The 25,256-nt window shown below is 57.2% G+C and carries 24 protein-coding genes; 15 read left to right on the forward strand and 9 right to left on the reverse strand.

What is annotated here, in order from left to right:
• Nucleotides 1–18: 18 nt before the first annotated feature.
• From LD28_RS0115965 to LD28_RS0115985, 5 genes are all read right to left on the reverse strand, one after another.
• On the reverse strand, nt 19–804 hold the full coding sequence (locus LD28_RS0115965; protein ID WP_033137932.1) for a Zn-ribbon-containing protein: 786 nt from the start codon (nt 802–804) through the stop codon (nt 19–21).
• A gap of 3 nt (nt 805–807) precedes the next feature.
• A complete protein-coding gene (locus LD28_RS0115970; protein ID WP_033137933.1) occupies nt 808–1,104 on the reverse strand; it encodes a DNA-binding protein in 297 nt (98 codons plus the stop codon).
• An 83-nt stretch (nt 1,105–1,187) separates the two neighbouring features.
• Nucleotides 1,188–1,424 (reverse strand): DUF2789 family protein, encoded by a 237-nt coding sequence (locus tag LD28_RS0115975; protein WP_033137934.1) that lies wholly within the window; start codon nt 1,422–1,424, stop codon nt 1,188–1,190.
• A 361-nt stretch (nt 1,425–1,785) separates the two neighbouring features.
• Entirely contained in the window at nt 1,786–2,085 is a 300-nt protein-coding gene (locus LD28_RS0115980; RefSeq protein ID WP_033137935.1) for a DUF3301 domain-containing protein, read from the reverse strand.
• Between the two features lie 111 nt (nt 2,086–2,196).
• Complete coding sequence (locus LD28_RS0115985; RefSeq protein WP_033137936.1) at nt 2,197–3,237, reverse strand: DUF3549 family protein; 1,041 nt, start codon at nt 3,235–3,237, stop codon at nt 2,197–2,199.
• 276 nt (nt 3,238–3,513) lie between these two features.
• Between LD28_RS0115985 and LD28_RS0115990 the strand changes: the two genes are divergently transcribed.
• From LD28_RS0115990 to ptsG, 6 genes are all read left to right on the forward strand, one after another.
• On the forward strand, nt 3,514–3,849 hold the full coding sequence (locus LD28_RS0115990; protein WP_033137937.1) for a YqcC family protein: 336 nt from the start codon (nt 3,514–3,516) through the stop codon (nt 3,847–3,849).
• A complete protein-coding gene (gene truC / locus LD28_RS0115995; RefSeq protein ID WP_033137938.1) occupies nt 3,846–4,619 on the forward strand; it encodes a tRNA pseudouridine(65) synthase TruC in 774 nt (257 codons plus the stop codon). The genes LD28_RS0115990 and truC overlap by 4 nt, the downstream gene beginning before the upstream one ends.
• Before the next feature lie 103 nt (nt 4,620–4,722).
• Nucleotides 4,723–5,163, forward strand: a complete 441-nt coding sequence (locus LD28_RS0116000; RefSeq protein WP_033137939.1) for a flavodoxin — start codon at nt 4,723–4,725, stop codon at nt 5,161–5,163.
• 529 nt (nt 5,164–5,692) lie between these two features.
• Nucleotides 5,693–7,054, forward strand: a complete 1,362-nt coding sequence (locus LD28_RS0116005) for a maltoporin LamB (RefSeq protein WP_033137940.1) — start codon at nt 5,693–5,695, stop codon at nt 7,052–7,054.
• 91 nt (nt 7,055–7,145) lie between these two features.
• Entirely contained in the window at nt 7,146–8,114 is a 969-nt protein-coding gene (locus LD28_RS0116010; protein ID WP_033137941.1) for a MalM family protein, read from the forward strand.
• A gap of 423 nt (nt 8,115–8,537) precedes the next feature.
• A complete protein-coding gene (gene ptsG / locus LD28_RS0116015; RefSeq protein WP_033137942.1) occupies nt 8,538–9,968 on the forward strand; it encodes a PTS glucose transporter subunit IIBC in 1,431 nt (476 codons plus the stop codon).
• Between the two features lie 267 nt (nt 9,969–10,235).
• Here the strand turns inward: ptsG and LD28_RS0116020 are convergent, their stop codons facing one another.
• The 4 genes from LD28_RS0116020 to map all read right to left on the reverse strand — a co-directional run bounded on the left by LD28_RS0116020 (nt 10,236) and on the right by map (nt 15,260).
• Complete coding sequence (locus tag LD28_RS0116020; RefSeq protein ID WP_033137943.1) at nt 10,236–10,619, reverse strand: DUF3461 family protein; 384 nt, start codon at nt 10,617–10,619, stop codon at nt 10,236–10,238.
• Between the two features lie 126 nt (nt 10,620–10,745).
• Nucleotides 10,746–11,573 (reverse strand): 2,3,4,5-tetrahydropyridine-2,6-dicarboxylate N-succinyltransferase, encoded by an 828-nt coding sequence (gene dapD, locus LD28_RS0116025; RefSeq protein ID WP_005338581.1) that lies wholly within the window; start codon nt 11,571–11,573, stop codon nt 10,746–10,748.
• 174 nt (nt 11,574–11,747) lie between these two features.
• On the reverse strand, nt 11,748–14,384 hold the full coding sequence (gene glnD, locus LD28_RS0116030; protein WP_033137944.1) for a bifunctional uridylyltransferase/uridylyl-removing protein GlnD: 2,637 nt from the start codon (nt 14,382–14,384) through the stop codon (nt 11,748–11,750).
• An 87-nt stretch (nt 14,385–14,471) separates the two neighbouring features.
• Entirely contained in the window at nt 14,472–15,260 is a 789-nt protein-coding gene (gene map / locus LD28_RS0116035; protein ID WP_033137945.1) for a type I methionyl aminopeptidase, read from the reverse strand.
• A 370-nt stretch (nt 15,261–15,630) separates the two neighbouring features.
• Between map and rpsB the strand changes: the two genes are divergently transcribed.
• From rpsB to bamA, 9 genes are all read left to right on the forward strand, one after another.
• Nucleotides 15,631–16,359 (forward strand): 30S ribosomal protein S2, encoded by a 729-nt coding sequence (gene rpsB / locus LD28_RS0116040; protein ID WP_033137946.1) that lies wholly within the window; start codon nt 15,631–15,633, stop codon nt 16,357–16,359.
• Nucleotides 16,360–16,463: 104 nt separating this feature from the next.
• Nucleotides 16,464–17,345 carry a translation elongation factor Ts gene (gene tsf / locus LD28_RS0116045; RefSeq protein WP_005338578.1) on the forward strand — a complete coding sequence of 294 codons (882 nt, stop codon included), beginning with the start codon at nt 16,464–16,466 and terminating at the stop codon, nt 17,343–17,345.
• A gap of 71 nt (nt 17,346–17,416) precedes the next feature.
• Entirely contained in the window at nt 17,417–18,151 is a 735-nt protein-coding gene (pyrH, locus tag LD28_RS0116050) for a UMP kinase (protein WP_033137947.1), read from the forward strand.
• Between the two features lie 96 nt (nt 18,152–18,247).
• On the forward strand, nt 18,248–18,805 hold the full coding sequence (gene frr / locus LD28_RS0116055; RefSeq protein ID WP_033137948.1) for a ribosome recycling factor: 558 nt from the start codon (nt 18,248–18,250) through the stop codon (nt 18,803–18,805).
• A gap of 72 nt (nt 18,806–18,877) precedes the next feature.
• Nucleotides 18,878–19,654 carry a polyprenyl diphosphate synthase gene (gene uppS / locus LD28_RS0116060; RefSeq protein WP_005338574.1) on the forward strand — a complete coding sequence of 259 codons (777 nt, stop codon included), beginning with the start codon at nt 18,878–18,880 and terminating at the stop codon, nt 19,652–19,654.
• Between the two features lie 27 nt (nt 19,655–19,681).
• A complete protein-coding gene (locus LD28_RS0116065) occupies nt 19,682–20,539 on the forward strand; it encodes a phosphatidate cytidylyltransferase (RefSeq protein ID WP_033137949.1) in 858 nt (285 codons plus the stop codon).
• A complete protein-coding gene (ispC, locus tag LD28_RS0116070; RefSeq protein WP_033137950.1) occupies nt 20,539–21,732 on the forward strand; it encodes a 1-deoxy-D-xylulose-5-phosphate reductoisomerase in 1,194 nt (397 codons plus the stop codon). The genes LD28_RS0116065 and ispC overlap by 1 nt, the downstream gene beginning before the upstream one ends.
• Nucleotides 21,732–23,084 (forward strand): sigma E protease regulator RseP, encoded by a 1,353-nt coding sequence (rseP, locus tag LD28_RS0116075; protein WP_033137951.1) that lies wholly within the window; start codon nt 21,732–21,734, stop codon nt 23,082–23,084. Before ispC ends, rseP begins: the two co-directional genes overlap by 1 nt.
• Before the next feature lie 34 nt (nt 23,085–23,118).
• Nucleotides 23,119–25,256, forward strand: a 2,138-nt coding sequence (bamA, locus tag LD28_RS0116080; RefSeq protein ID WP_033137953.1) for an outer membrane protein assembly factor BamA, incomplete at its 3' end; no start/stop codon positions are given.

The raw sequence follows: 25,256 nt of genomic DNA on the forward strand, positions 1-25,256 counted from the left end.
CAGCCTTCAAGTGAAGGCTCAATCCTTGAAATCCCAAGAGAGGTTGGAGACCAGTCGGCAGCTGTCGCACTTGAAGTCGAAGATCTCGTGCAGCGGCGCAGCCAGCGCCCACTCACCGCCACAGCTGGGGCAGGGGCGCGCCTTCTCCTCGGCGGCGCTCAGCCCGCCCACCCGGTAGAGGTAGTAGTAGGTGGGGATGCCGCTCAGCACTTCCAGCCGTTTGGCCAGATCGCTGCCACGCCGGTAGAGGCGGCTGCCCACCTCGCCGATTTCGTGCAGCGCCGCATGTTCGGCGATGGAGCCGTTCATCTGCAACTGATCGCACGCCTCCCAATCCTCCTGCCACTTGATGATCTGCTTCTGATCGCCATTGGCGACGGCGGGCAGTTGGTAGAGCGGAATGGGGGCAAAGTGGTCGCCACAGCGCAGCGGCGAGCAGGTGTGCAAAAAGCTGGTGTAAAGCAGCATCCAGCTCGGCCGCTCACCCAGCTCGCCGCAAGGGTCGGTGCTGTCAGAGAGTAAATCCGCCCCCTGCAACTGCAGTTTCGGTGCCAGCAGCCCGGCCTGATTGAGCTGCTGTTCGGCCAGTTTGACCTGATCGCTCTGGTTGTCCGGGTGCAGGCTATCCTGCTCCGGGCAGACCACCCGGCTGACGAAATAGCCCTCGTGCATGCTGGTGGGGAACTCCCGCCCGAGGATCTGGCCCTGATAGCGCAGCATGTCGAGGTAGTTGACGATGGCCCGCTCGGCTTCACCGAGGGAGGTGTCGCGGTAACACTCAAAGCAGAGTTCGACGATATACATGGCTCAGTTTTTCCCCTGCTGGATGAGCAGGTCGGTCAGCCGATCCACCTTCTGTTCGATGCGTGCGAGCTGATCGGCGAGTTGCTGCAGGGTGAGCGCTGGCGCTGGCTGGGGCGCCGCCTCCGGCAGGCTCTCGCTCTCGGCGGTCGCGACGGGCTGCTGCTTCCACTGGCTCAGCACTTTCAGCAGCTCGGCCATCGGCACCGGCTGGGTGAGGCGGGCCTTGATCATGGCGGTGGTGGGCGTCAGGCCCTTGGCGGCCAGCTCGTTGGCAATTCGGATGATCTCGTGGGCGGACATAAGCATGCTCTGGATGAGAAGGGGGATCGATATCGGGGCGGGATCTTAACCAAAGCCGGCAGGGGAGGAAAGGGGCGGGCAGCTCAGCGGGGCTGGCGCAACATCACATCGAGCAGGTCGATCGCCTCGCACCAGTCGGAGTCGTGCCACAGGGCGTCGCGCAAAAAGCTGGCCTGGGTGGCGCTCCAGAAACTGGCCTCCGGCAACAGGGTTTCATTGTCGAGGTGATGGTCGTGCACAAAGCGGTGCAGGCTCAGCTCATCGTTGGCCATTCCGAGTTGGGCAAACAGGGCTGGCAGATCGTGGACAAGGGGTTCCATCTCGTCTCTCCCTTTACGTATCCCTGAGATTATAGACAGGCATCTCCCCTTGTCCGGTCGGGGTTTTATCGTCAGCGGGGAAGCGGTGCGATTGAGGCTGGATAGCAGGTGAGAGCGGTGTCTGGCAGGTCTGCAGGTCACTATAAATATAATTTATGGTGTTTGGCCAAATGCCCACATTTTAACTTATACCGAGCTGGGGCTCCTCATCAGCGGCGCGCTATCGCCCCCAGTGGCCCCCGGAGGCCAAGGTCCGATCCCGTCACGATTGAGCGGTCAGGTTGTATCAGGTACAGGGGGGAGAGATCAGTGTCCCTGCCGTGGCAGGGACAGTCAGATGACAAGCGTTAGATGGCGATATTCAGATGGCAGGCATGCGATGGGGTGGCAGATCGACGCCCACGACGTGCAGCCCCTGCATCTTGAGGGTGCCCTGATAGTGGCTCTCGCCGTCGCTGGAGAATTCAAACTGATAGTGGGTCAGCAGCCGCAGGGGATGACGCGCCAGCTCCCGCCGATGGCGAGCCAGCGACAGCAGTTGCAGATCATGGTGCTGGCAGTAGCGGCGCATATATTGCCAAGCCACTTCTGCCTGTTGGCGTTGCAGCCAGAACAGGCCGGCAACGGCAATCAGCAACAGAATTCCGAGCATCTCTCCCATAGGCGGGCTTCCTTATCGTGATGTCGATAACCGGGAGTCCTGCTCGGCACTCCCGATCTCCTTTTCTATTTCCCGCCGTGTTGTCTCGTGGCGTGAGGGTGAGGCGAGGGATCAGGCCGAGGCAAACAGACGGCCGATGGCTTTGCCCAGCGCCTCGCTGCGGTCGGGGTCGCGCAGTCTGGCCAGCATATCATTGCGCAGGGCCGGTAAAGTGACCAACTCGGCAAAAACCTGATTGAAGAACTGGGTCGGTTGCAGGGCGAGCTGTTCCAGATAGTCGCCGAGCAGTCTGGCATCCTTCAGATCGGGCCAGAGTCGGCCAGCGATGGCGAGCAGCAGTGCCGGGCTCGGCTGGGTTTGCAGCAGGGTCAGCAGCTTGTTGCTGCGCAGCGCGCTGCCGGGGCAGGAGGCCATGGCGCGGCAGAGGTAGGCCAGGGTCTCAGGGTTGGGGGCGGCGCACTCCTGCTCCTTGCCGATCCGCTCGAGCAAGGCCCCTTGTACTGCCGGTGGCAGCGGGGCGTTTTCAAGGCTCTGGCAGAGGGCGTAGAGCGGCTCTTGCGGCAGTTTGGGCAGCGCCTTGCAAACCAGCGCCAGATTGCGCTCATCATGCAGCCGTTCGGCCAGATCGGCAAAGCCCTGCAGCCCCAGCGTCTGCCAACCGGTGTTGTTGGGGGCGGCCAGATAGTGGCAGAGGGCATCGTAATAGGCGGAAGGGGGCTGCTCCAGCTGGCGCGCCAGCTTGGCGTGCAGACTGGCCATTTTGGCCTCCGCCGGGCGGAAGGTGTAGGGATTGTCAGCCAAGCGCTGGGCTTTTTCCTCATCCAGATCGCCGGTGAGCTTGTAGCCCAGGGTCTCCACCACCTGATCCATGAACAGCTTGGGACCGTTTGACATCAGCAGGCCGCGCTCATCGAGGGCAAATTTGAGGAACCAGAGGTAGTGGCGAGACTCGCTCGGCTGGAAGAAGTGAACGCCCAGCCAGGCGTGCTGTTGCAGCGGCCAGGGGTAGGGCTCCTGCTGCTGTTCGATGCGGACAAAGGTATCGCTTGCCAGTGGCCGCACCTGGCGGCCCATGTCAAACAGCTGGAACTGGGTGCCAGCCTGAGTCAGAAATTCGGTCAAGGTATTGATGGCAGTAGGCGTCGCAGACATGGTGAGATCCGGCTAATGGTGATGCGGGCCGATTATAAGGCCCTTGCCGAGGATAGCCAGTGGCAGCAGACACGCGTTGCGGCAGATATCAACATGGCAGCCATGCGGGGGGAGGTGTATAGTATCGCCCTTTTTTAACGGCGGCAGGCCGCGCTGGCTGCCGTGTATGTCGACGACCCGGCTGAACTGCCGGTGCTGCGCGACGGAATTTATCGGCATCCTGGCTGACCCTGTCGGATCAGCGGATCAATCTGTGGCAATGAGGAAGAGAGCGAGATGAATCAATATTTGCTGGTAGCTGGCCTGTTGGGGGAACTCACCGCCGAGTTGCAGCGCCTCGAGCGCTGGCAAGCTGACCATCCCGGTGACGAAGCCCTGGCAAGCACCCTGCCTTTTTGTGTCGATACCCTGAGCTTTGATCAGTGGCTGCAGTTCGTGCTGATACCGCGCATGGAGCAGCTGGTGATGTTGCAGGCGCCGTTGCCCACCAGCGTCTCCCTCTATCCCATGGCCAGCGAAGTCTACAAAGAGGAGCTGGCCGAGGTGGCGGCCCTGCTGCGGCTGATCGCCCGCTTCGACCTGCTGCTCTCCGGCAAAGTGATCGAACAATGATGCCAGAGCAAACCCGAGAAGAGAGTGAGCTGAAGCTGACCCTGCTCTATCAGGATGAGTGGCTGGTGGCGGTCAACAAGCCGTCCGGTCTGCTGGTGCACCGCAGTTGGCTCGACAAGGCCGAGACCCGCTTCGCCATGCAGATGACCCGGGATCTCATCGGCGGTCGCCATGTCTATCCGGTGCATCGCCTCGATCGGCCCACCTCTGGCGTGCTGCTGTTTGCCCTCGATCCGGTGATTGCCCGCGCACTGACCGAAGCCTTTACCCAACGTCAGGTGCACAAGGAGTATCTGGCGCTGGTGCGGGGCTGGGCGCCCGAGCAGGGGGTGATCGACTACCCCCTCAAGGAGCAGCTGGACAAGATTGCCGATGCCATGAGCAACCCGGATCGTCCGGCGCAGGATGCCGTCACCACCTTCCGTCGCCTGCATCAGGTCGAGCTGCCCCACGCGGTCTCCAAGAAGCACCCCACCAGTCGTTACAGTCTGGTCAGATTGTTCCCGAAGACCGGCCGCAAGCATCAGCTGCGCCGCCATATGGATCACCTGTTCCACCCCATCGTCGGGGATACCACCCACGGGGATGGCCGTCACAACCGCTTCTTTCGCGAGCACTTTGGCTGCGAACGGCTGCTGCTGGTGGCCCGCACCCTGAGCTTTACCCATCCGGTGCTCAAGGTGCCGATGCGGATCCAGGCGCCGCTCGGTCAGGATGTGTTGCGCCTGTTTGCCGAGCTGGGCTGGCCCGCCAGCGAGAGCGATTACTAAGCGCCTGATCCTCGGCCCTGAACGGGTGGCATCTGACGCCAGCTTGCTGATAGAGTTGCTCACGAGCGTTGCTCAAAAAAGTGACTAAAGCAGGGAGGGGAGAATGGCGCAGATCGATATCGTGGTTGGGAGTGTCTACGGCGCAGCCATGCTGGTGGCCGAGACCTTGGCAGATGAGTTGGAACGCAAGGGGCATCACTGTTCTTTGCACGAAGAAGCACGGCTGGCGGACATCGACCCCGGCCGTTTTTTATTGCTGGTCAGTGCCACCACAGGGCAGGGGGATATTCCTCCCAATCTGCAGCCCTTTGCCAGCGAGCTGGCTGACAAGGCACCCTGGCTCAAGGGGCTGCGTTATGCCCTGATTGCCATGGGTGACAGCAGCTATGACCATTTTTGTGGCGCGGGCCGTCGGCTGGACGGACTGCTGCAAGAGCTGGGGGCCACGCGAGTGATTCCCCCGCTGGAGCTGGATGCCACCGTGCACGATGAACCCGAACGGGTGGCACTCACCTGGCTGCAAAAGTGGGATATTCAGCCCTGAATATTCTCTGAAATAGAGCCATATCAATCCCCTGATCCTTAACCGGCAGGGGATTGTTATTTGCACAAATACCATCTCATGCAACCAGCATATTTCTCTTTGTAACGGAGGGATATTTCCTCTTTTTTACATGCCAGCGTCGTAATGGTTTCAAGCGACCCGCAGACTCGTCATCAAAATAAAAGTTCAATCTTGAAAGCGATCTCAGTCATGTTTTTGTCATCTGAACGCAAAATAACGACTTTGGTTCTATCGCGAATTAATTGTTGATAACGGTTTCAAGTTTGTTGTATTTGCTTTTTTTGTCTTATTTTTGGTTTTTTATTGCTGTTTGTTATGTATTTTTGTCTTCTTGTGTTGCGCTTGCTGCTTGCCGAGCGATTTGTCGCCATTTTGTGAGTCGCTTCATATTTGTCGTGAAATACGCTCCCTATAATCGACCTCGGTTATCACCAACAGGATTACGTGGTGATAAGAAGTTGAATATTCAGGATCACACTCCTCACAGCGGGAAATAAGGAATATGACAATGAAAATGAAGTGGCTCCCGATTGCTGCAGCTGTTACTGCCGCCCTGGCTTCCCAAGCCGCCTTTGCCGTAGATTTCCACGGTTATATGCGTTCCGGTGTTGGTGTTTCCGGCGACGGGGACATGGTGAAATACAACGTCAATAAAGTTGGCCGTCTGGGTAACGAGAATGATACCTACGGTGAAGTACAACTGGGTCAGGAAGTCTTCAACAAAGATGGCAAGACTTTCTATGTTGACTCCATGTTTGCCATGACCTCCAACGGTTCCAATGACTGGGAAGGTACCGGTACCGTTTGTAACTTTGATGCCAAGCAGTGCAATGGCGATTCCGACTTCGCTCTGCGTCAGTTCAACGTACAAGCTAAAGGCCTGCTGAACTTTGCACCTGAAGCAACCCTGTGGGCTGGTAAGCGTTACTATCAACGCCATGACATCCACATTTCCGACTTCTACTACTGGAACATCTCCGGCGCTGGCGCTGGTATCGAAGGCATCCAGGCCGGTCCTGGCAAGATCTCCTTCGCTTGGGTTCGCAACGACCGCAGTGCAAAAGATGTATTCGGTGAGTACACCAAAACCGGCGTAACCAAGAAAGATGTTTTGGATGCCAATGGTAATAAGACTGGTAATTACATCGAAGAGTCTACTTATACCAAGAACGAAGATCTGAATGTCAACACCCTGGACCTGCGTTATGCCGGCATCCCGTTGTGGAATGAAGCTTCTCTGGAATTGGGTGTAGATTACGCACTGGTTAATGAAACCAATGATCAGAAAGCGCTGAAAAAAGACCCGAAAAATGGTGTCATGTTGACAGCTGAGCTGACTCAAGGCGTGTTGGGTGGTTTTAACAAGACTGTGCTGCAATACGGTACCGAAGGCTATTCCAAAAACATGGCTTTCTACGGTGATGGTTCCTGGTACGGTGCTGAAGCCAAAGATGGTGCTGATGGTTTCCGTATCATCAACTGGGGCGTTGTTCCGATGGGCAACTCCTGGGAGATGGGTCACCAACTGGTCTACGGTGTAGGCAACGAAATGTGGGATGGCAACGACAAGTACGAAACCATGTCTGCTGTTATCCGTCCGATGTACAAGTGGGATGACTTCAACAAAACCATCTTTGAAGGCGGCTACTTCAAGGACAACAACAAGTCCACCAATGGCAGCGAAGACAAAGATGCTGGCTACAAGCTGACTCTGGCTCAAGCCTGGTCTGCCGGCTCCAGCTTCTGGGCCCGTCCGGAAATCCGTGTGTTCGCCTCCTACCTGGCTAACGACGAAGACAAGAAAGTCTTCGAAGGCAATACCTCCAAAGACACCTACCAAGTTGGTGTTCAAGCAGAAGCTTGGTGGTAAGCAAAAGTTTAAGTTAAGTTAGTGACTGCCCCCTTATGGGGGCAGTTTTGTTTCGCCGGATCACGGCCACCGGATTATGGAGATAAGAAAAATGAAACGGGTAAAGATGTCTATTGCAGCCGTAATCACTGCGCTATTAACCGGTTGTGCCGGAAACATGGTTGTTCCTCTGCAAGAACATGGTTCGATCTTGAATGATGCAGATCAAGCCAAGCAAGCGCTGGCCAAGGCCTCAAGCTGCTGTGTGGCGTTTAAAGATTTCAGCTATGCCTCCTTGCCTGAGGGTGAGACCTTGCTGGCCATTGATGGCAAGCAACCCACTTTTCGGTTTGATGAGGGGATGAGTTACTTTGCGGCTTATCGTCTGCCAACCAACACCGGCAATCTGGCGATCAGCCTGGCATCACAGGTGAGCAAAACCGTGATGGTGCCCAAGGTCATTATGCTGGATGCCGAGTTCAAGGTGACTCGCGTACTGGGTGAGTCGGTATTCAGTTATCAGCCTGCTCATTTGCTTGATAACGACCGCATCGAAGGGCGTGTCTTTGTTGACCGCAGCATGCCTGGCAACCCGGCCAGCGAAACATACATGATCGTCTATACACCAGCGGATCAGCTCTCTGGCAGTACCACAATCCTGCACCCATCAAAAGCCTTCGCCCGGGCTAATGGTACCGTCGAGCCAGACATCAAGGATCCGGTGATCCCGCACTCCCCGTGGGGTTTGGTACAGATCAAAGTGAAAGATATGGCCCAGGGGAGCGGCCTTGAAGCGGTATTCAAACCCGAATATGCCGACAAGGTTGCCATGAGCCAAGGCCAGCAGGTCGCCGGGATAGCGACCGCAGCCGTCACGACGACTGCAACAGCCACTGTCGCGGCCAAACCCGCCCCGGCCATGCTGAGTGAAACCGAAGCCTTCTATCAGAGCCAGATCGAAAAAGCGGTCAAGGCGGGCGATATCGACAAGGCAATGAAGCTGGTTAACGAGGCCGAGCGTGCCGGTTCAACCAAGGCTAAAGCGGTGTTCGTCGATGCGGTAAAACGCTCGCAAAAATAGAGTAATGCCAGCCTTTGCTGGTCAGATATATTTATTAAGGCCTCCCTTGTTGGAGGCCTTTTTAATCGGTAAACTGAAATAAATAAAAACGATGTGGTTACGTTGTGTTACATTTAGTTTCTAGGTGATGCATATGGCATTATTAAAATACAATGTGAAACTGCAATTTATATATCTTTGTAATAGAGTGATAATGCAGATTATTATTTAATATTAATGTGATTTCCCCGCCTCCAATCAAGTTGTGATCTTCCCTCCAAATTCAATATTCCGACCTCTTCGAAAGCAGCAATTTACGACTCGCTGGGTTATATTCTGATGGTCAAAATAAACAAGCCCGACTCGAAGATATCTGGATGAATCAGTGGTTATTTCATCCAGATAGATCGTTCAGGGAAGACAATCCATTCAGGAGCGCACACAATGTTCAAAAATGCTTTCTCTAATCTGCAAAAGGTTGGTAAGGCGCTGATGCTGCCAGTATCAGTCTTGCCAGTCGCAGGTATTCTGCTGGGGGTGGGTGCAGCCCACTTCAGCTGGTTGCCAGAAATTGTCTCCCAACTGATGGAGCAAGCTGGTGGTTCCGTATTTGGTCAGATGGCTCTGCTGTTCGCAGTGGGTGTGGCCCTCGGCTTTACCAATAACGACGGTGTGTCCGGTCTGTCAGCCATCGTTGGCTACGGCATCATGACCGCTACCCTGAAGGTCATGGCTCCTGTGATGGGTGTTGAAACCATCGAAACCGGCGTGCTGGGTGGTATCCTGGCCGGTGGTATCGCTGCCTGGGCGTTCAACCGTTTCTACAAGATCCAGCTGCCAGAGTATCTGGGCTTCTTCGCCGGCAAGCGTGCCGTACCCATCATCACCGGTTTCCTTTCCATCGGTCTGGGTGTGATCCTGTCTGTGATTTGGCCGCCAGTAGGTGGCGCCATCGGTGCCTTCTCTGACTGGGCTGCCAACCAGAACCCGGTACTGGCCTTCGGTATCTACGGCGTGGTTGAGCGCTCCCTGATCCCGTTCGGTCTGCACCACATCTGGAACGTACCGTTCTTCTATCAGGCTGGTACCTGCGTCAACGGCGCCGGTGAGACTGTTCACGGTATCATGACCTGCTTCCTGACTGCTGATGACGCGTCCCGCGCTGCCGGTAACGGCTTCGGCCAGCTGGCTGGTGGCTACCTGTTCAAAATGTTCGGTCTGCCTGCTGCTGCGTTCGCCATTGCTCACGCTGCCAAGCCGGAAAACCGCGCCAAGATCGTTGGTATCATGGCCTCTGCTGCCCTGACCTCTTTCCTGACCGGTATCACCGAGCCGATTGAATTCTCCTTCCTGTTCATCGCTCCGGTTCTGTACGCAATCCACGCTGTACTGGCTGGTCTGGCTTATGTGCTGACCAACTCTCTGGGTATCGTACACGGTCACACCTTCTCCAACGGCTTCATCGACTTCGTGGTGCAATCACCGCGTGCCGACAACATGCTGCTGCTGGTAGGTCTGGGTCTGGTTTACGCTGCTATCTACTACGTAGTGTTCAGCTTCGTAATCCGTGCCATGAACCTGAAAACCCCGGGTCGTGAAGACGAGACTGCTGAAGAGACTGTTGGCCACGGCAAAGACGAGATGTCCGCTGCTCTGGTTGCCGCCTTCGGTGGTAAAGAGAACATCGCTTCTCTGGATGCCTGCATCACCCGTCTGCGTGTTGGCGTGAAAGATGTTGCCAAAGTTGACCAGGCTGGTCTGAAGAAACTGGGTGCTGCCGGTGTGGTAGTGGCTGGTTCCGGCGTACAAGCCATCTTCGGTACCAAGTCTGACAACCTGAAAACCGACATGGACATCTGGATGAAGAGCAACTAATCCTGTTGCCTGAATATCAGCGTGTTTGAAGAGGGAGGCGAAAGCCTCCCTCTTGCTATTTGTATTCAGGAGAGTGCGAGTCGACCTGGGGCGGGTTACTGCATGAGTGGGGCAGCCCAAGGGGCGATGTGTAACGGGGTGTGCCCAATGGTGACCCAGCAGCACAAGGTGATGTGCCTTGCTCACCTTGTCGCACGCCATCGCCAGATAACGCCAGCCAATAAAAAAGAGCGCCACTTGGGCGCTCTTTTGTTGAGTGGAATGGGATTAGAGTTTCTCCAGATCCCGCTCGATTTCGCTGATCTTGTTCTGCACCACTTTTTCCAGATGGCGCAGGTCGCGCAGGATCTTCTGCTTGATGTCCGGGTCGGCCTGCAGATGGACGCCCTGGGTCAGGTTGTCGAGCTCATCCACAACATACTTGAGGTTGGCGTTGATCTCGGTGACATCCTTGTACTCATGGGTACCGGAGTCGACCAGCATGGTTTTGCGCTGGCGGGGATACTTGAATTTGACACTCTTGGCGAAGAACTCGCCCTTCTGCTTCTTGAAGTAGATCTTGAGGATGTCGTGGTTGGCCTCCTGGCGCAGGGTATAGCTGTCGACGGAGGCGGGATCCTGGATCCCCAGGCTCTTCAGATTCTCGTACATCGGGCTTCCTCGGTTTGAAACGATCCTGTCCCATCTATCTTAACCGATGCCTCATGGCTTGCCTGTGACAGGGGCGCCAAAATCAAAAGGGCGCCATCAGGCGCCCTTTTCATCAAGCAATGCTGATTACTCGTCGATGGAGCGCAGCAGGGCGTTGATGCCGACTTTGGCGCGGGTCTTGGCATCGACCTTCTTGACGATCACCGCTGCGTAGAGGCTGTACTTGCCGCACTTGGAGGGCAGTGAGCCGGAAACGACCACGGAGCCAGCCGGTACGCGGCCGTAGTGGATCTCGCCGGTTTCACGGTCATAGATGCGGGTGGACTGGCCGATGAAGACGCCCATGGAGATGACGGAACCTTCTTCGACGATGACCCCTTCAACCACTTCGGAGCGGGCACCGATAAAGCAGTTGTCTTCGATGATGGTCGGGTTGGCCTGCAGCGGCTCCAGTACGCCGCCGATGCCGACGCCGCCGGAGAGATGGACGTTTTTACCGATCTGGGCGCAAGAGCCGACGGTGGCCCAGGTATCGACCATGGTGCCTTCATCAACGAAGGCGCCGATGTTGACATAGGAGGGCATCAGCACGGTGTTGGGGGCGATAAAGGAGCCTTTGCGGGCCGTTGCCGGCGGCACCACGCGCACACCCGCTTCCTTGAACTGCTCGGCGGTGTAGTTGGAGAACTTGAGGGGAACCTTGTCGTAGTACTGGGCATCGTCGCCCTTGATGATGCCGTTGTCGTTGATGCGGAAGTAGAGCAGTACCGCTTTCTTCAACCACTGATGGACAACCCACTCACCGGCGATCTTCTCGGCAACCCGCGCCTTGCCGGAGTCCAGCAGGTCGATGGCTTGCAGGATGGCGGACTTGGTGGCGCTATCCACGGAGCCCGGAGTAATGGTGTCGCGGCGCTCGAAGGCCGCTTCAATGATCTGTTGCAACTCGGTCATGACAGGTTTCCTTTAAAAAATTCTGTTTGTTGTATCACACTTTTCTGACTGTTTTTAAGGGGTTGGCCGGAATTCTTCCGGCCAGCGGCTATTTCTTCATCCGGAGTGCGCCAACCAGTTGTTTGGCATGGCAAAAAACGCCAGATAAACAGCCTCTTTCGAATCACGCTTCACTTAATCCAGCACCGACTGCTGGGGATTGAGCTGGTGCACCAGTCGCTCTTCCAGCTGTTGTTGCTGCACGGCGGTCAATGGCTCGCCATCGAGGCTGGTCAGGCTGAAAAAGTCCTCTACCCGCTCGCCGAAAGTAGCGATTTTTGCAGCGTGCAGCGACAGCCCGCACTGCTGGAATACCGCGCCGATCCGGGCCAGCAGGCCGGGAGTATCGAGGGCGGTCAGCTCCATCAGGGTGTGACGGCTCTCCCCTTTATGAGGCAGGAAGACTACCCGGGTCGGCACGCTGAACTGGCGGTGGCGCCGCGACAGCGGCTTGTTGCGCAGCACCAGCTTGCCCGGCTCCTGCAGCGCCTTCTCCAGCGCCTTCTTGATGGTGGCGGTGCGGTTGGGGCTGATGGGTTCGCCGCTCGGCTCCAGCACCACGAAGGTATCGAGCACGAAGTTGCTGCGCGAGTTCATGATCTGGGCGTCGTGGATGTTGAGGTTCTTCTGATCCAGCGCCGAGGCCACGGTGGCAAACAGATTCGGAGTATCGCGGCAGTAGATAAACACCTCACTGCCACCGCGGGTCGGGTGTTTGCCGATGATCACCAGCGGCGCCGGGTTGTCGCCATGCTCGATGATGTGGCGGCAGTGCCAGGCGATCTGCTCCGGGCTGTGGCGCAGGAAGTAGTCGGCCTTGAAATCGGCCCAGAGCTGGTTGATCGCCTCTTCCGGCACATCCCGCTGTGCCAGGAATTGTTTGGCCTGACGCTGGTTTTCGCGAATGCGCAGCCGCATGTCGGGCGGGTTTTCCAGCCCCTGGCGCAGCGCCTTCTGGGTCGCGAAGTAGAGCTCCCGCAGCAGGGTGCCCTTCCAGTCGTTCCACAGGGTGTCGTTGGTTGCGCAGATATCGGCCACCGTGAGGCAGTAGAGCAGGTCAAGATGCTGCTCGTCGCGCACCTTCTGGGCAAAATCGGTGACCACGTCGGGGTCATAGATATCGCGGCGCTGGGCGGTGACCGACATCAGCAGATGGTGGCGCACCAGCCAGGCGACCAGTCGACTCTCGTAGCGATCCAGACCATGCAGCTGGCAGAACTCCAGCGCGTCGACGGCGCCGAGTTCCGAGTGATCGCCGCGCCGCCCCTTGGCGATGTCGTGGAACAGGGCGGCGATACTGAGCAGCTCCGGTTTGCGCAGCCGGGTGAACACCTCGTGGCAGAGCGGGTGGCTCTGGCGACTGGCCGGATTGGGGAACTGATGAATGTTCTTGAGCAGCCGGTGGGTGTGCTCATCCACCGTGTAGGCGTGGAACATGTCGAACTGCATCTGGCCGACGATCAGGTTCCACTGGGGCAGATAGGCCGCCAGAATGCCGTATTTGTGCATCAGGGTGAGCGGCAGGCCGATGCCGTTGGGGTGGCGCAGCAGCGCCATAAACAGGCGACGGCAGTCGGGCAAGTCCTGCAACCAGCAGTTGAGTTTGCGGCGCGCTTCGCGCAGCTGGCGCAGGGTGGCCGAGTGGATACCCGCTATCTCGGGATGCTGGGCCATCTGATAGAAGAGGCGCAAGATAGCGGCCGGTTCACGGGTAAACAGCTCCGCATCCACCGCATCGATGAGGCGGCCACGGAGCTGGAACTCGTCGGAGAGGCGGCGCACATCCATGGCGGTGTTGCCGAGGATCGCCTCGTCAAACAGCTGCAGCAGCATCTCGTTGAGCTCGGAGACTCGCCGCACCGTCTGGTAGAAGCGCTTCATCATCTGCTCGACCGGGGTGTTGCCTTCCCCTTCGAACCCCAACATCTGGGCCACGGTGCGCTGGCGATCGAACAACAGCCGGTTATCCCCCTTGTTGATGGCCATGTGCAGGGCAAAGCGCACCTTCCAGAGGAAGTTCTGGCAGTCGAGCAGCTCGCGGTACTCGGCGCGGTTGAGAAAGCCGTGGCTGGTCATCTCGAACAGTGTGGTGGCGCCAAAGTGGCGGCGGGCGACCCAGGCGAGGGTCTGAATATCCCGCAGACCGCCCGGATTGCTCTTGAGATCGGGCTCCAGCTTGTAGGCGGTGCCGAGAAACTGCTGATGGCGCAGGGCCTGCTCTTCACGCTTGGCCTTGAAGAACTGCTCGCTTGGCCAGAAGTGCTGGGGACCAGTCGCCTCCTTGAGTTGCCGGAAGCCCTCTTTGCGACCTGTGATGTAGCGGGCCTCGATCAGGTTGGTGGCCACCGTGATATCGGCGCGCCCCTGCTCGAGACACTCCGCCACGTTGCGCACCGCCTGACCCACCTCCAGCTTGAGATCCCACAGCAAGGTGATGAACTCGCCGATCCGCAGCCCCAGCACTTCATCAAGCTCGTCGCCGTCATAGAGGAGTAGCAGGTCGATATCGGAGTGGGGGTGCAGCTCGCCGCGGCCGTAGCCCCCCACCGCGATCAGGGTGAGATCGCTCTTGTCGAAGCCGAACTTTTGCCACAGCCGGCAGAGCAGCTGATCCATGTACTCGGAGCGGGTGGCGACCAGCTCGATGATGTTGTCACCGGCATCGAACCGGGCGTGCAGCCAGCCGAGAAAGCGGCTCAGGTACTCTTTGCAGTTGTCGCGGGTGAGCTGATCATCGGGTAACAAATGGGGGGAAAGCAGGCTGGCGTCCATGGCATCTCACACGCAAGTGGCAGGCAAATGGCTGAAACGGGAAGTAAAAACCCCGGCGCTTTGGGATGTCAGGGCCGGGGTTCGATGTTAGCTGTGTTTGATGAAGCGGTCGATAGTGTCATCGGGGCGCAGGGTGAGCACCTCGCAGCCATCTTCGGTCACCAGCAGAGTGTGCTCCCACTGGGCGGAGTCGCCGCCATCCTTGGTGGTCACGGTCCAGCCATCCTTCGGATTGACCTTGCAGTGATACTTCTTGCTGTTGACCATGGGCTCGATGGTGAAGCACATGCCCGGTTTCAGCTCCTGCTTGCCGCTGTTGCGGTAGTGCAGGATCTGCGGCTCTTCGTGGAACTCGGCACCGATGCCGTGACCGCAGTAGTCACGCACTACGGAGAAACCGGCCTTCTCGACGATGGGCTGAATAACGGCACCAATCTCGGTGATGCAGGCACCCGGACGCACCTTCTTGATGGCGGCGTAGAGGCTCTCTTGCGCAACTTTGCAGAGCTGGCGGCGCAGCGGGGTGGTTTCACCCACGATGAACATGGCCGAGGTATCGCCGTGGTAGCCATCCTTGATGACGGTGATATCCAGGTTGATGATATCGCCATCGCGCAGCTTCTTGTGGTTCGGGATACCGTGGCAGATCACATCGTTCACCGAGGTGCAGATGGATTTGGGGAAGCCGTGGTAGTTCAGCGGAGCCGGAACCGCCTGTTGTACGTCGACAATATAGTTGTGGCAGAGGGTGTTCAGTTCGTCAGTGGTGACGCCAGCTTTGACATGGGGCGCAATCATGACCAGCACATCGGCGGCCAATTGGCCGGCAACGCGCATCTTTTCAATCTCTTCCGGTGTCTTGATTTTAATGGACATGGGATCTCTCTTGCGGCCTGCCGCTGGGCCTGCGAGGGCAGGCAGGACAGGTAATGAAAAATAGATGCGTTTGCAATCAGGGCAAAATTTTATCCGCAACCCCTGCGTACTTCCAGTGTGATTGTCATCACAACGTCAAAACAGCGTCGCAGCATCCTCTGGCGGGATCCATATTTACACCTGTTTAGGGTGTCGGCCGGTGGTGTCCTGAACAAAGTTATGGTATAAAGCGCGCCGGAATGGGGAACTTGCGTCCACCATTTCATCACCCTTAATCAATAACACACACACATCGACACATATACCGGGGTGCCTTAACGGGTCGGTTATATGGGATGTGTGGAGGCCTAACCCCATACAGAGGTATAAAATGGCTAAAGTTTCTATGCGCGACATGCTGCAAGCCGGCGTTCACTTCGGTCACCAGACTCGTTACTGGAACCCGAAAATGAAATCCTACATCTTCGGTGCCCGCAGCAAGGTTCACATCATCAACCTGGAAAAAACCGTTCCGTTGTTTGACGATGCCATGAACTTCATCAGCTCCGTAGCTGCCAAGAAAGGCAAGGTACTGTTCGTAGGTACCAAGCGTGCCGCGTCTGAAGCCGTAAAAGAAGCCGCTGAGCGTTGCGACCAGTTCTATGTAAACCACCGCTGGCTGGGCGGTATGCTGACTAACTGGAAAACCGTTCGTCAGTCTATCAAGCGCCTGAAAGATCTGGAAACCCAGAGCCAAGACGGTACCTTCGAAAAGCTGACCAAGAAAGAGGCGCTGATGCGTACTCGCGAAATGGAAAAGCTGGAGAAGAGCCTGGGTGGTATCAAGAACATGGGCGGCCTGCCTGACGTTCTGTTCGTTGTCGATGCCGACCACGAGCACATCGCTATCAAAGAAGCCAATAACCTGGGTATCCCGGTAGTTTCCATCGTTGATACCAACTCCAACCCGGACGGCGTTGACTATGTCATCCCGGGTAACGACGACGCTATCCGTGCCGTACAGCTGTACCTGAATGCTGCTGCTGACACCGTACTGGAAGCTCGCGAACAGGACATCGTTGTTCAAGCTGAACAAGATGGCTTCGTTGAAGCTGAGTAATTGATAAGGACTGTAAAGCCCTTATTAACCAAGCTGATGTAATTGGTTAGCAGGGGCCCTTGTGGCCCCTGTTTCTTGTCAATTCAAGACCGAGGATACTGGACATGGCTAACGTTACTGCCGCCCTGGTAAAAGAACTGCGCGAGCGCACTGCCGCTGGCATGATGGATTGCAAAAAAGCACTGGAAGAAGCTGCTGGTGATATCGAGCTGGCAATTGAGAACATGCGCAAATCCGGTCAGGCCAAAGCCGCCAAGAAAGCGGGCCGTATCGCCGCTGAAGGCGTTATCTTTGCTCGCACCGAAGGCAACGTTGCCGTCATGATCGAGCTGAACAGCGAAACCGACTTCGTCGCCAAAGATGCCAGCTTCATGGCAATGGGCCAGAAGATCGCTGACATCGCTGCGACCCAGAAAATTGCTGACGTTGACGCGCTGAAAGCCGCTGACTTCGGTAACGGCGAATCCGTCGAGCTGACCATCACCAACCTGATCGCCAAGATCGGTGAGAACATGAACCTGCGTCGCGTGATGCTGGTTGAAGGTGACAACCTGGGTACCTACGTTCACGGTTCCCGCATTGGTGTTATCACCAAGCTGACCGGTGGTTCTGCCGAGCTGGCCAAAGATCTGGCCATGCACGTTGCTGCCAACAGCCCGCAATTCGTCAAGCCTGAAGACGTGTCTGCTGAAGTCGTTGCCAAAGAGCGCGAAATCCAGATCGACATCGCCATCAACTCCGGCAAGCCGAAAGAGATCGCCGAGAAGATGGTTGAAGGCCGCATGAAGAAGTTCACCGGTGAGGTTTCCCTGACTGGTCAACCGTTCGTGAAAGATCCTTCCATGACCGTTGCCGAGCTGCTGAAGAAAGAAGGCGCTGACGTTGTCTCCTTCACCCGTTTCGAAGTGGGCGAAGGCATCGAGAAGCAAGAGACCGATTTCGCTGCTGAAGTTGCAGCCCAAATCGCGGCCGCTCAAAAGGCCTAATCGAACCGGTTTTTCCGTTTCCCCAGACCGCGACTTATGTCGCGGTCTTTATATGACCAGGAATCAGTGACATGAGTACCAATCCCAAACCTGCATACAGACGTGTTCTTCTGAAGTTGAGTGGTGAAGCCCTGCAAGGATCCGAGGGTTTCGGCATTGATCCGGCGGTGCTGGAGCGTATGGCCCAAGAGATCAAAGAACTGGTTGAGTTGGGTGTTCAGGTCGGTCTGGTCATCGGTGGCGGCAACCTGTTCCGTGGTGCCGGTCTTGCCAAAGCGGGCATGAACCGCGTGGTGGGCGACCACATGGGTATGCTGGCAACCGTGATGAACGGTCTGGCCATGCGTGATGCCCTGCATCGTGCTTATGTGAATGCCCGTCTGATGTCTGCCATCTCCCTGCAGGGCGTCTGTGACTCCTACAGCTGGGCCGAGGCAATCAGCCAGCTGCGCGCTGGTAAAGTCGTCATCTTCTCTGCCGGTACCGGCAACCCCTTCTTTACTACCGATTCTGCGGCTTGCCTGCGCGGGATCGAGATCGAAGCTGACGTGGTGCTCAAAGCCACCAAGGTCGATGGTGTATACAACGAGGATCCGGTCAAGAATCCGGATGCCGTGCTGTATCATGAACTGAGTTATGATGAAGTTCTTGAAAAAGAGCTCAAGGTGATGGATCTTGCTGCCTTTACTCTGGCACGTGACCATGATCTGCCGATCCGCGTCTTCAACATGAACAAACCGGGTGCATTGCGTCGGGTTATCATGGGTGAGCCGGAAGGCACTCTGATCCACCACGTTGGTAAATAAGATAAAAGTGAGCCATAAGGCGCTCTTATCAATTACGTCAGTAAATAAGATAGACACGAGCCGTGTAACGGCTCGTTCGCCAAAAGGAAAACCACTGTGATCAACGAGATTAAAAACGACGCCAAGGACCGTATGGGCAAGAGCGTAGAAGCGCTCAAGACCCAAATGTCCAAGATCCGTACCGGCCGCGCTCACCCGAGCCTGCTCGACGGCATCCAGGTGGAGTACTACGGTGCTGCCACTCCGCTGAAACAGTTGGCCAACGTCGTGGCAGAAGATGCTCGCACCCTCTCCATCTCCATTTTTGACCGCTCCATGATCCAGGCGGTAGAGAAGGCGATCCTGACCTCCGATCTGGGCTTGAACCCGTCCAGCAATGGCCAGACCCTGCGTGTGCCGCTGCCGCCGCTGACTGAAGAGCGCCGTCGCGATCTGACCAAGATCGTGCGTGCCGAAGCGGAAAACGCCCGTGTTGCCGTGCGCAACATCCGTCGTGACGCCAACGCCGATCTGAAAGCGCTGCTGAAGGACAAAGAGATCTCCGAGGATGACGATCGTCGTGCCCAGGAAGAGATCCAGAAGCTGACCGACTCCTACGTCAAGCTGGTCGATGAGGCCCTTGCCGTAAAGGAGAAGGAGCTAATGGAAATCTAAGCGCCTGAAAGGTATATTACGAGCGCCGTGTAGTGCCCCTGCACGGCGCTTTTGTCTTTGTGGGAGAATTACATGTCGCTTTTGGCTGCGTTGGGTGATTGTGCCAACTCGTCGTTACCCCGTCACGTCGCCATCATCATGGATGGTAACGGTCGCTGGGCCCAAAACCGAGGCAAGATGCGGGTTTATGGCCACAAGGCGGGCGTCAAGTCGGTGCGTGAGGCCGTTACTTTTGCGGCGCGGGCCAAGATAGAGGCATTGACCCTGTTTGCATTCTCCAGCGAGAACTGGCGTCGCCCGGAAGGGGAAGTCAGTGCCTTGATGGAACTGTTCATCACCGTGCTGGGTCGTGAGGTGCAGAAACTGCACAACAACGGGATCCGGCTCAAGGTGATTGGCGATACTGCTCGCTTTAGTGAGCGGTTGCAGGCCAAAATCGCCAAGGCGGAAGCCTTGACCGCCAATAACAAGGGGTTGACCCTGAACATTGCGGCCAACTATGGCGGCCAGTGGGATATCGCCCAGGCGGCCCGCAAGCTGGCCAAAGCGGTCGCGGCCGGTGAACTGGCCGCTGACGATATTGATGAGTCCATGCTGACCCGCGAGGTTTGCATGGCCGATCTGCCACCCGTGGACCTGTTGATCCGTACCGGTGGCGATCATCGCATCAGCAACTTTGTGTTATGGCAGCTCGCCTATGCCGAGCTCTATTTTACCCCGGTATTGTGGCCCGATTTCAACGAGGCCGAGTTCAGTGAGGCGGTTGCCTCCTTCGTTGCCCGCGAGCGTCGCTTCGGTTGCACGGGTGAACAGATACGGGAATTGATCGCCGAGCAGCAGACCGGCTAAACCCCGCTCCCAAGAGAGAGGTTTCTTTTGCTAAAACAACGAATTATTACTGCTTTGATGTTGATCCCCCTGGTGTTGGGGGCGCTCTTCTTTCTGCCATTGAAATTTTTTGCCCTGTTGGCTGCGCTGGTGTTTTTGTTGGCCAGTCGCGAATGGAGTGGATTTGTCTGTGCTGCCCCGCAGCAATGGTTACCCATCGTATTTTGTCTGTTGCTCGGTGCCAGCCTCTTTTGGCTGCCGGTGGAGCAACTCTGGACGCCCCACTTGCACCCGTTGGTGATGGGGGTGCTCTGGACCGCGGTGAGCTGGTGGCTGCTGGGTCTGCTGCTGGTGCTGCGTTATCCCCAGAGCGCCAAGCTGTGGAAAGAGTCCATCTGGCTCAAATCCCTGTTTGGTCTGGTGACCCTGGTTCCCTTCTTCTGGTCGCTGGTCGCCATCCGTGGTTACAACTTTTATCATGACCCCATGATGGGGGCCTGGATCCTGTTGTTCGTGATGGGGCTGGTCTGGGCGGCAGATTCTGGCGCGTATTTTTTCGGCAAGGCGTTCGGTAAACACAAGCTGGCACCGGCGGTGAGCCCGGGCAAAACCATCGAAGGGATGTGTGGCGGCCTCTTTACCGCCAGCCTGCTGGCTATCGGTGTCACCTGGTCGATGGGCTTTGTGCCTGCCAAGATGATCACCGTGCTGTTTTGCTCCCTGCTGGCGGTGCTGGCTTCCGTGCTCGGTGATCTGACCGAGAGCATGTTCAAGCGCGAAGCGGGCATCAAGGACTCCGGCACCCTGCTGCCGGGTCATGGCGGCATTCTCGACCGGATCGACAGCTTGACCGCCGCCTTGCCGGTGTTTCTGCTCAGTTATCTGCTACTCAGTCAGGAGTTTTGATGCGCAACCTGGTGATTCTGGGAGCTTCCGGCTCCATCGGTCAGAGTACCCTGAAGGTGCTGCGCCATAATCCGGGCAGTTGGCAAGTGCTGGCGTTGACCGCCGCCCGCAGTGTGGATGCCATGCTGCGGGATTGTCTCGAATTCTCTCCTCGTTTTGCCGTGATGGTCGATGAGGTGGCCGCTCGCGAGCTGGCCAGTCGCCTCAAGACTCATGGCAGTACTACCCGGGTCATGTCTGGAGCTGCCGCGTTGTGCGACGTGGCGGCCCATCCCGATGCCCACAGCGTGATGGCCGCCATTGTGGGGGCGGCCGGTTTGGCCCCGACTATGGCGGCGGTGCGTGCCGGCAAGCGCATTTTGCTCGCCAACAAGGAGGCGCTGGTGATGTCCGGTGCTTTCTTCATAGAAGCCGTGCGTGAACATGGCGCCGAGCTGTTGCCCATCGACAGCGAACACAATGCCATCTTCCAGTGCCTGCCAACCGGGATCCAGCGTCAGCCGGGCTTCTGCGATCTGGCGGCGGCGGGGATCAGCAAGATCTTGCTGACCGGTTCCGGCGGCCCGTTCCGTTACACCGAGATCAGCGAGCTGGCCAAGGTGACGCCAGCCCAAGCCATCGCTCATCCCAACTGGTCGATGGGGGCCAAGATTTCGGTCGACTCCGCCACCATGATCAACAAGGGGCTGGAGTATATCGAGGCGCGCTGGCTGTTCAATGCGGCGCCCGAGCAGATCCAGGTGGTGATCCACCCCCAGTCGGTTATCCACTCCATGGTGCAGTACAAGGATGGCTCCGTGCTGGCTCAGCTTGGCAATCCGGATATGTGTACCCCCATCGCCCATGCGCTGGCATACCCCAATCGCATCCCCTCCAGTGTGGAACCTTTGGATTTCTTCAGTGTCGGAGAGTTCAGCTTTATCCGGCCCGATTACGATCGCTACCCCTGCCTGGCGCTGGCCATCAATGCCTGCCAGAAGGGACAAGCGGCGACCACTGCGCTCAATGCCGCCAACGAAGAGGCGGTTGCCGCCTTCCTGGCCGAACGAATTGGCTTTATGGATATTGCCCGGATCAACGAGTCTGTGATGCTGGCGCTGGAGAGCAGCGCCGTCAGTTCACTCGATGATCTGTTTGCTCTGGACGGTGCGGCCAGATCCCGTGCTCACTACCTGATTGAGGAGCTTGGTTGATGGGCGGTGTATTGTGGAACATCGGTGCTTTTGTTGTTGCCCTCGGCCTGCTGGTCGCGGTGCACGAGTTCGGCCATTTCTGGGTTGCCCGCCGTTGTGGCGTGCGCGTTGAGCGCTTCTCCATCGGTTTTGGCAAGGCTATCTGGCGCCGGATGGGCAAAGATGGCACCGAGTATGTGCTGGCGCTGATCCCCCTTGGCGGCTACGTCAAGATGCTCGATGGCCGGGTCGACGAGCTCAAACCCGGTGACGAACAGTACGCCTTCAATCACAAGAGTGTCTGGGCGCGGATGGCGATTGTCGCCGCGGGCCCTATGGCCAACTTCGTATTTGCCCTGTTTGCCCTCTGGCTGATGTTTATCATCGGGGTGCCGAGCGTCAAGCCGGTGATCGGTGAGGTGCGTCCGGCATCCATCGTGGCTGAAGCCGGTGTGCTGCCGGGGATGGAGATTGTCGGGGTCGGCGATGAGCAGACCGGCGACTGGGAGAGCGTCACCTACGCCCTTATCAGCCATCTGGGTGATGAGACTGTCACCCTCAAGGTGCAGGCGCCCAATACCAGCTATGCCACCGACAAGACCTTGTCGCTGACCAGCTGGACCTTCGATCCCGATAAAGAGTCACCCATCGGCAGTCTGGGGATAGTGCCACTTGGCGGCAAGGTATTGACCGTGGTCGCGGCGGTGGTCCCCAAGAGCGCCAGTGAAAAGGCGGGGCTGCAGGTTGGCGATCGCATCAAGCAGGTCGGTGAGGAGCCGATCACCGCCTGGGCCCAGTTTGTCGAACGGGTTCAGCAGGCGCCGGGTGAGCCATTGCAAGTAGTGGTGGAACGCAACAACAGTGATTTGAGCCTGACCTTGACGCCGGATTCGAGAAAGGTACAGGGCAAGCAGGTCGGTTTTGTTGGCCTCTCGCCGCAACTGGTTCCATTACCGGATGAATATCGAATTCTGTTACAGTATGGGCCTTTGCAGGCGCTGTGGCATGGAGCTGACAAGACCTGGAGTCTGATCACGCTCACCTTTGACATGATTGGCAAGCTGGTTGCTGGCATAGTGTCGCTGGATAACCTGAGTGGCCCTATCTCCATCGCCAAGGGCGCCGGTAGCAGTGCCGATTACGGACTGGTCTATTTTTTGAGTTTCCTGGCGCTGATCAGCGTCAACCTGGGGATTATCAACCTGTTCCCCCTGCCGGTACTCGATGGTGGCCATCTGGTCTATTTCCTGATAGAAGCGGTCACCGGCAAGCCGGTATCAGAGAAAATACAGGAAGTGGGTTTCAGGATCGGCGCCGCCATTCTGATGTTATTGATGGGTATTGCGCTGTTTAACGATTTCGCTCGCCTCTGAGGCCAGAGCATCAACAAGGACACATAAGAACAAAATGGCTGTTAAAAAAGCATTGGTGTTGAGTTGCCTGCTGGGTGCCAGTTTCCTGGCCCAGGCGGCCCCTGCCTCTTTTGTGGTGCAAGATATCCAGGTCGAAGGTTTGCAGCGGGTGACCCTGGGTGCCGCACTGTTGAACCTGCCGATCCGGGTTGGCGATACCGTCGACTCCGTTGCCCTGGCCAGTGCCATCAAAAAACTCTACGCCTCGGGCAACTTCGAGGATGTGAAGGTTTACCGCGATGGTCAGGTGCTGCAGGTGATGGTCAAGGAGCGTCCGACCATCTCCAGCATCGAATTCTCCGGCAATAAAGATATCAAAGAGGAGCAACTGACCCAGAGTCTGGAGTCCTCCGGTATTCGTGTGGGCGATCCGCTCGACCGTACCGTGCTCACCTCCCTCGAGAAGGGGCTGGAAGATTTCTACTATGGCGTGGGTAAATACTCCGCCAAGGTCAAGGCCATCGTCACCCCGTTGCCGCGCAACCGGGTCGATCTCAAGTTCACCTTCCTGGAAGGTCAGGCCGCCAAGATCCAGCAGATCAACATCGTCGGCAACAACGTCTTCCCGGAAGACAAACTGATTGCCCAGCTCTCCCTGCGTGACGAAGTGCCCTGGTGGAACTTCACTGCGGATCAGCGTTATCAGAAGCAGAAGCTGGCTGGTGACATTGAAACCCTGCGCTCGTACTACATGGATCGCGGTTACATCCGCTTCCAGCAGGAGTCTACCCAAGTCTCCATGACCCCCGATAAAAAGGGCGTCTATGTCACCCTCAATATCAAGGAAGGGGATCAGTACAAGGTCTCCGGTGTCCAGCTCAAGGGCGATCTGATCGATCGTGGTGGCGAGATGAAAGGGTTGATCCCGATTGCCGCCGGCAGCACCTACTCCGCCAGTCAGGTGACCCACACCGAAGAGGTGCTCTCCAAGTTCCTCGGCCGTTACGGCTACGCCTATCCGAAAGTGGTTACCTTCCCGCAGGTCAATGACAAGACCAAGGAAGTGGAGCTGATCGTCAACGTTGAGCCGGGCCCCCGTGTCTATGTGCGCAATATCAACTTCAACGGCAACGCCACCACTGAAGATCAGGTGCTGCGCCGTGAGATGCGCCAGATGGAAGGCACCTGGCTCTCCTCCGACAACATCGAGCAGTCCAAGAGCCGCCTCAACCGCCTTGGCTACTTCGAGAGTGTCGAAGTGGATACCAAGCGGGTACCGGGTAACGACGATCTGGTCGATCTGGACTTCAAGGTCAAGGAGCAGCCAGCGGGTTCCATCAACGCCGGTGTCGGTTACGGTACTGAGTCAGGTCTGAGCTTGCAGGCGGGGATCTCCCAGAACAACTTTATGGGTACCGGCAAGACGGTCGCCATCAACGCCAGCACCAACGACTACTCCAAGAACGTTGACCTGAGCTATACCGACCCCTACTTCACCGTCGATGGTGTCAGTCTGGGTGGTCGGGTCTACTACAACCAGTTCCGCGCCGATGATGCCGATATCGTCTCCTACGAGAATGAGACCATCGGTTTCCGTCTCTCCAGCGGTTTCCCGGTCAACGAGTTCAACCGGCTGGACTTCAGTACCGGTGTCGAGAGCACCAAGCTGAGCCGTCCATCATTCAATGCCCAGAACTATCAACAGTGCCTTATCGATAATCCTGAGAAAGACAGTACTTATTGCTGGGATCAGTGGAACAACAACCGTCAGTCGGTACAGATGGATCAGTTCTGGAATCTCTATTCACAGGATGGCGCCAACCTTGACTTCGTGACCGTCGATGTGACCGCTGGCTGGACCCGTTCCACCCTGAACAAGGGGATGTTCCCGACCGCTGGTGATCGTCAGCGGGTCAACGCCAAGGTGACCGTGCCGGGTATGGAGCTGCAGTACTACAAGCTCTCTGCCGAAGATGCCCACTACTTCCCACTCGACGCGGATCACAACTGGGTGATGATTGGTAAGGGGCGGGTCTCTTACGGTAACGGCTATGGTGACGATACCATGCTGCCGTTCTTCGAGAACTACTATGCCGGCGGTTTCGATACGGTACGTGGCTTCAAGAGCAACACCATAGGTCCCAAGGCCATCTACAAGACCTACACCAAACCGGGTGCAGGCGCTTGTACTGG

The sequence above is a fragment of the Aeromonas finlandensis genome, from assembly GCF_000764645.1.
Classification (GTDB): Bacteria; Pseudomonadota; Gammaproteobacteria; order Enterobacterales; family Aeromonadaceae; genus Aeromonas; species Aeromonas finlandensis.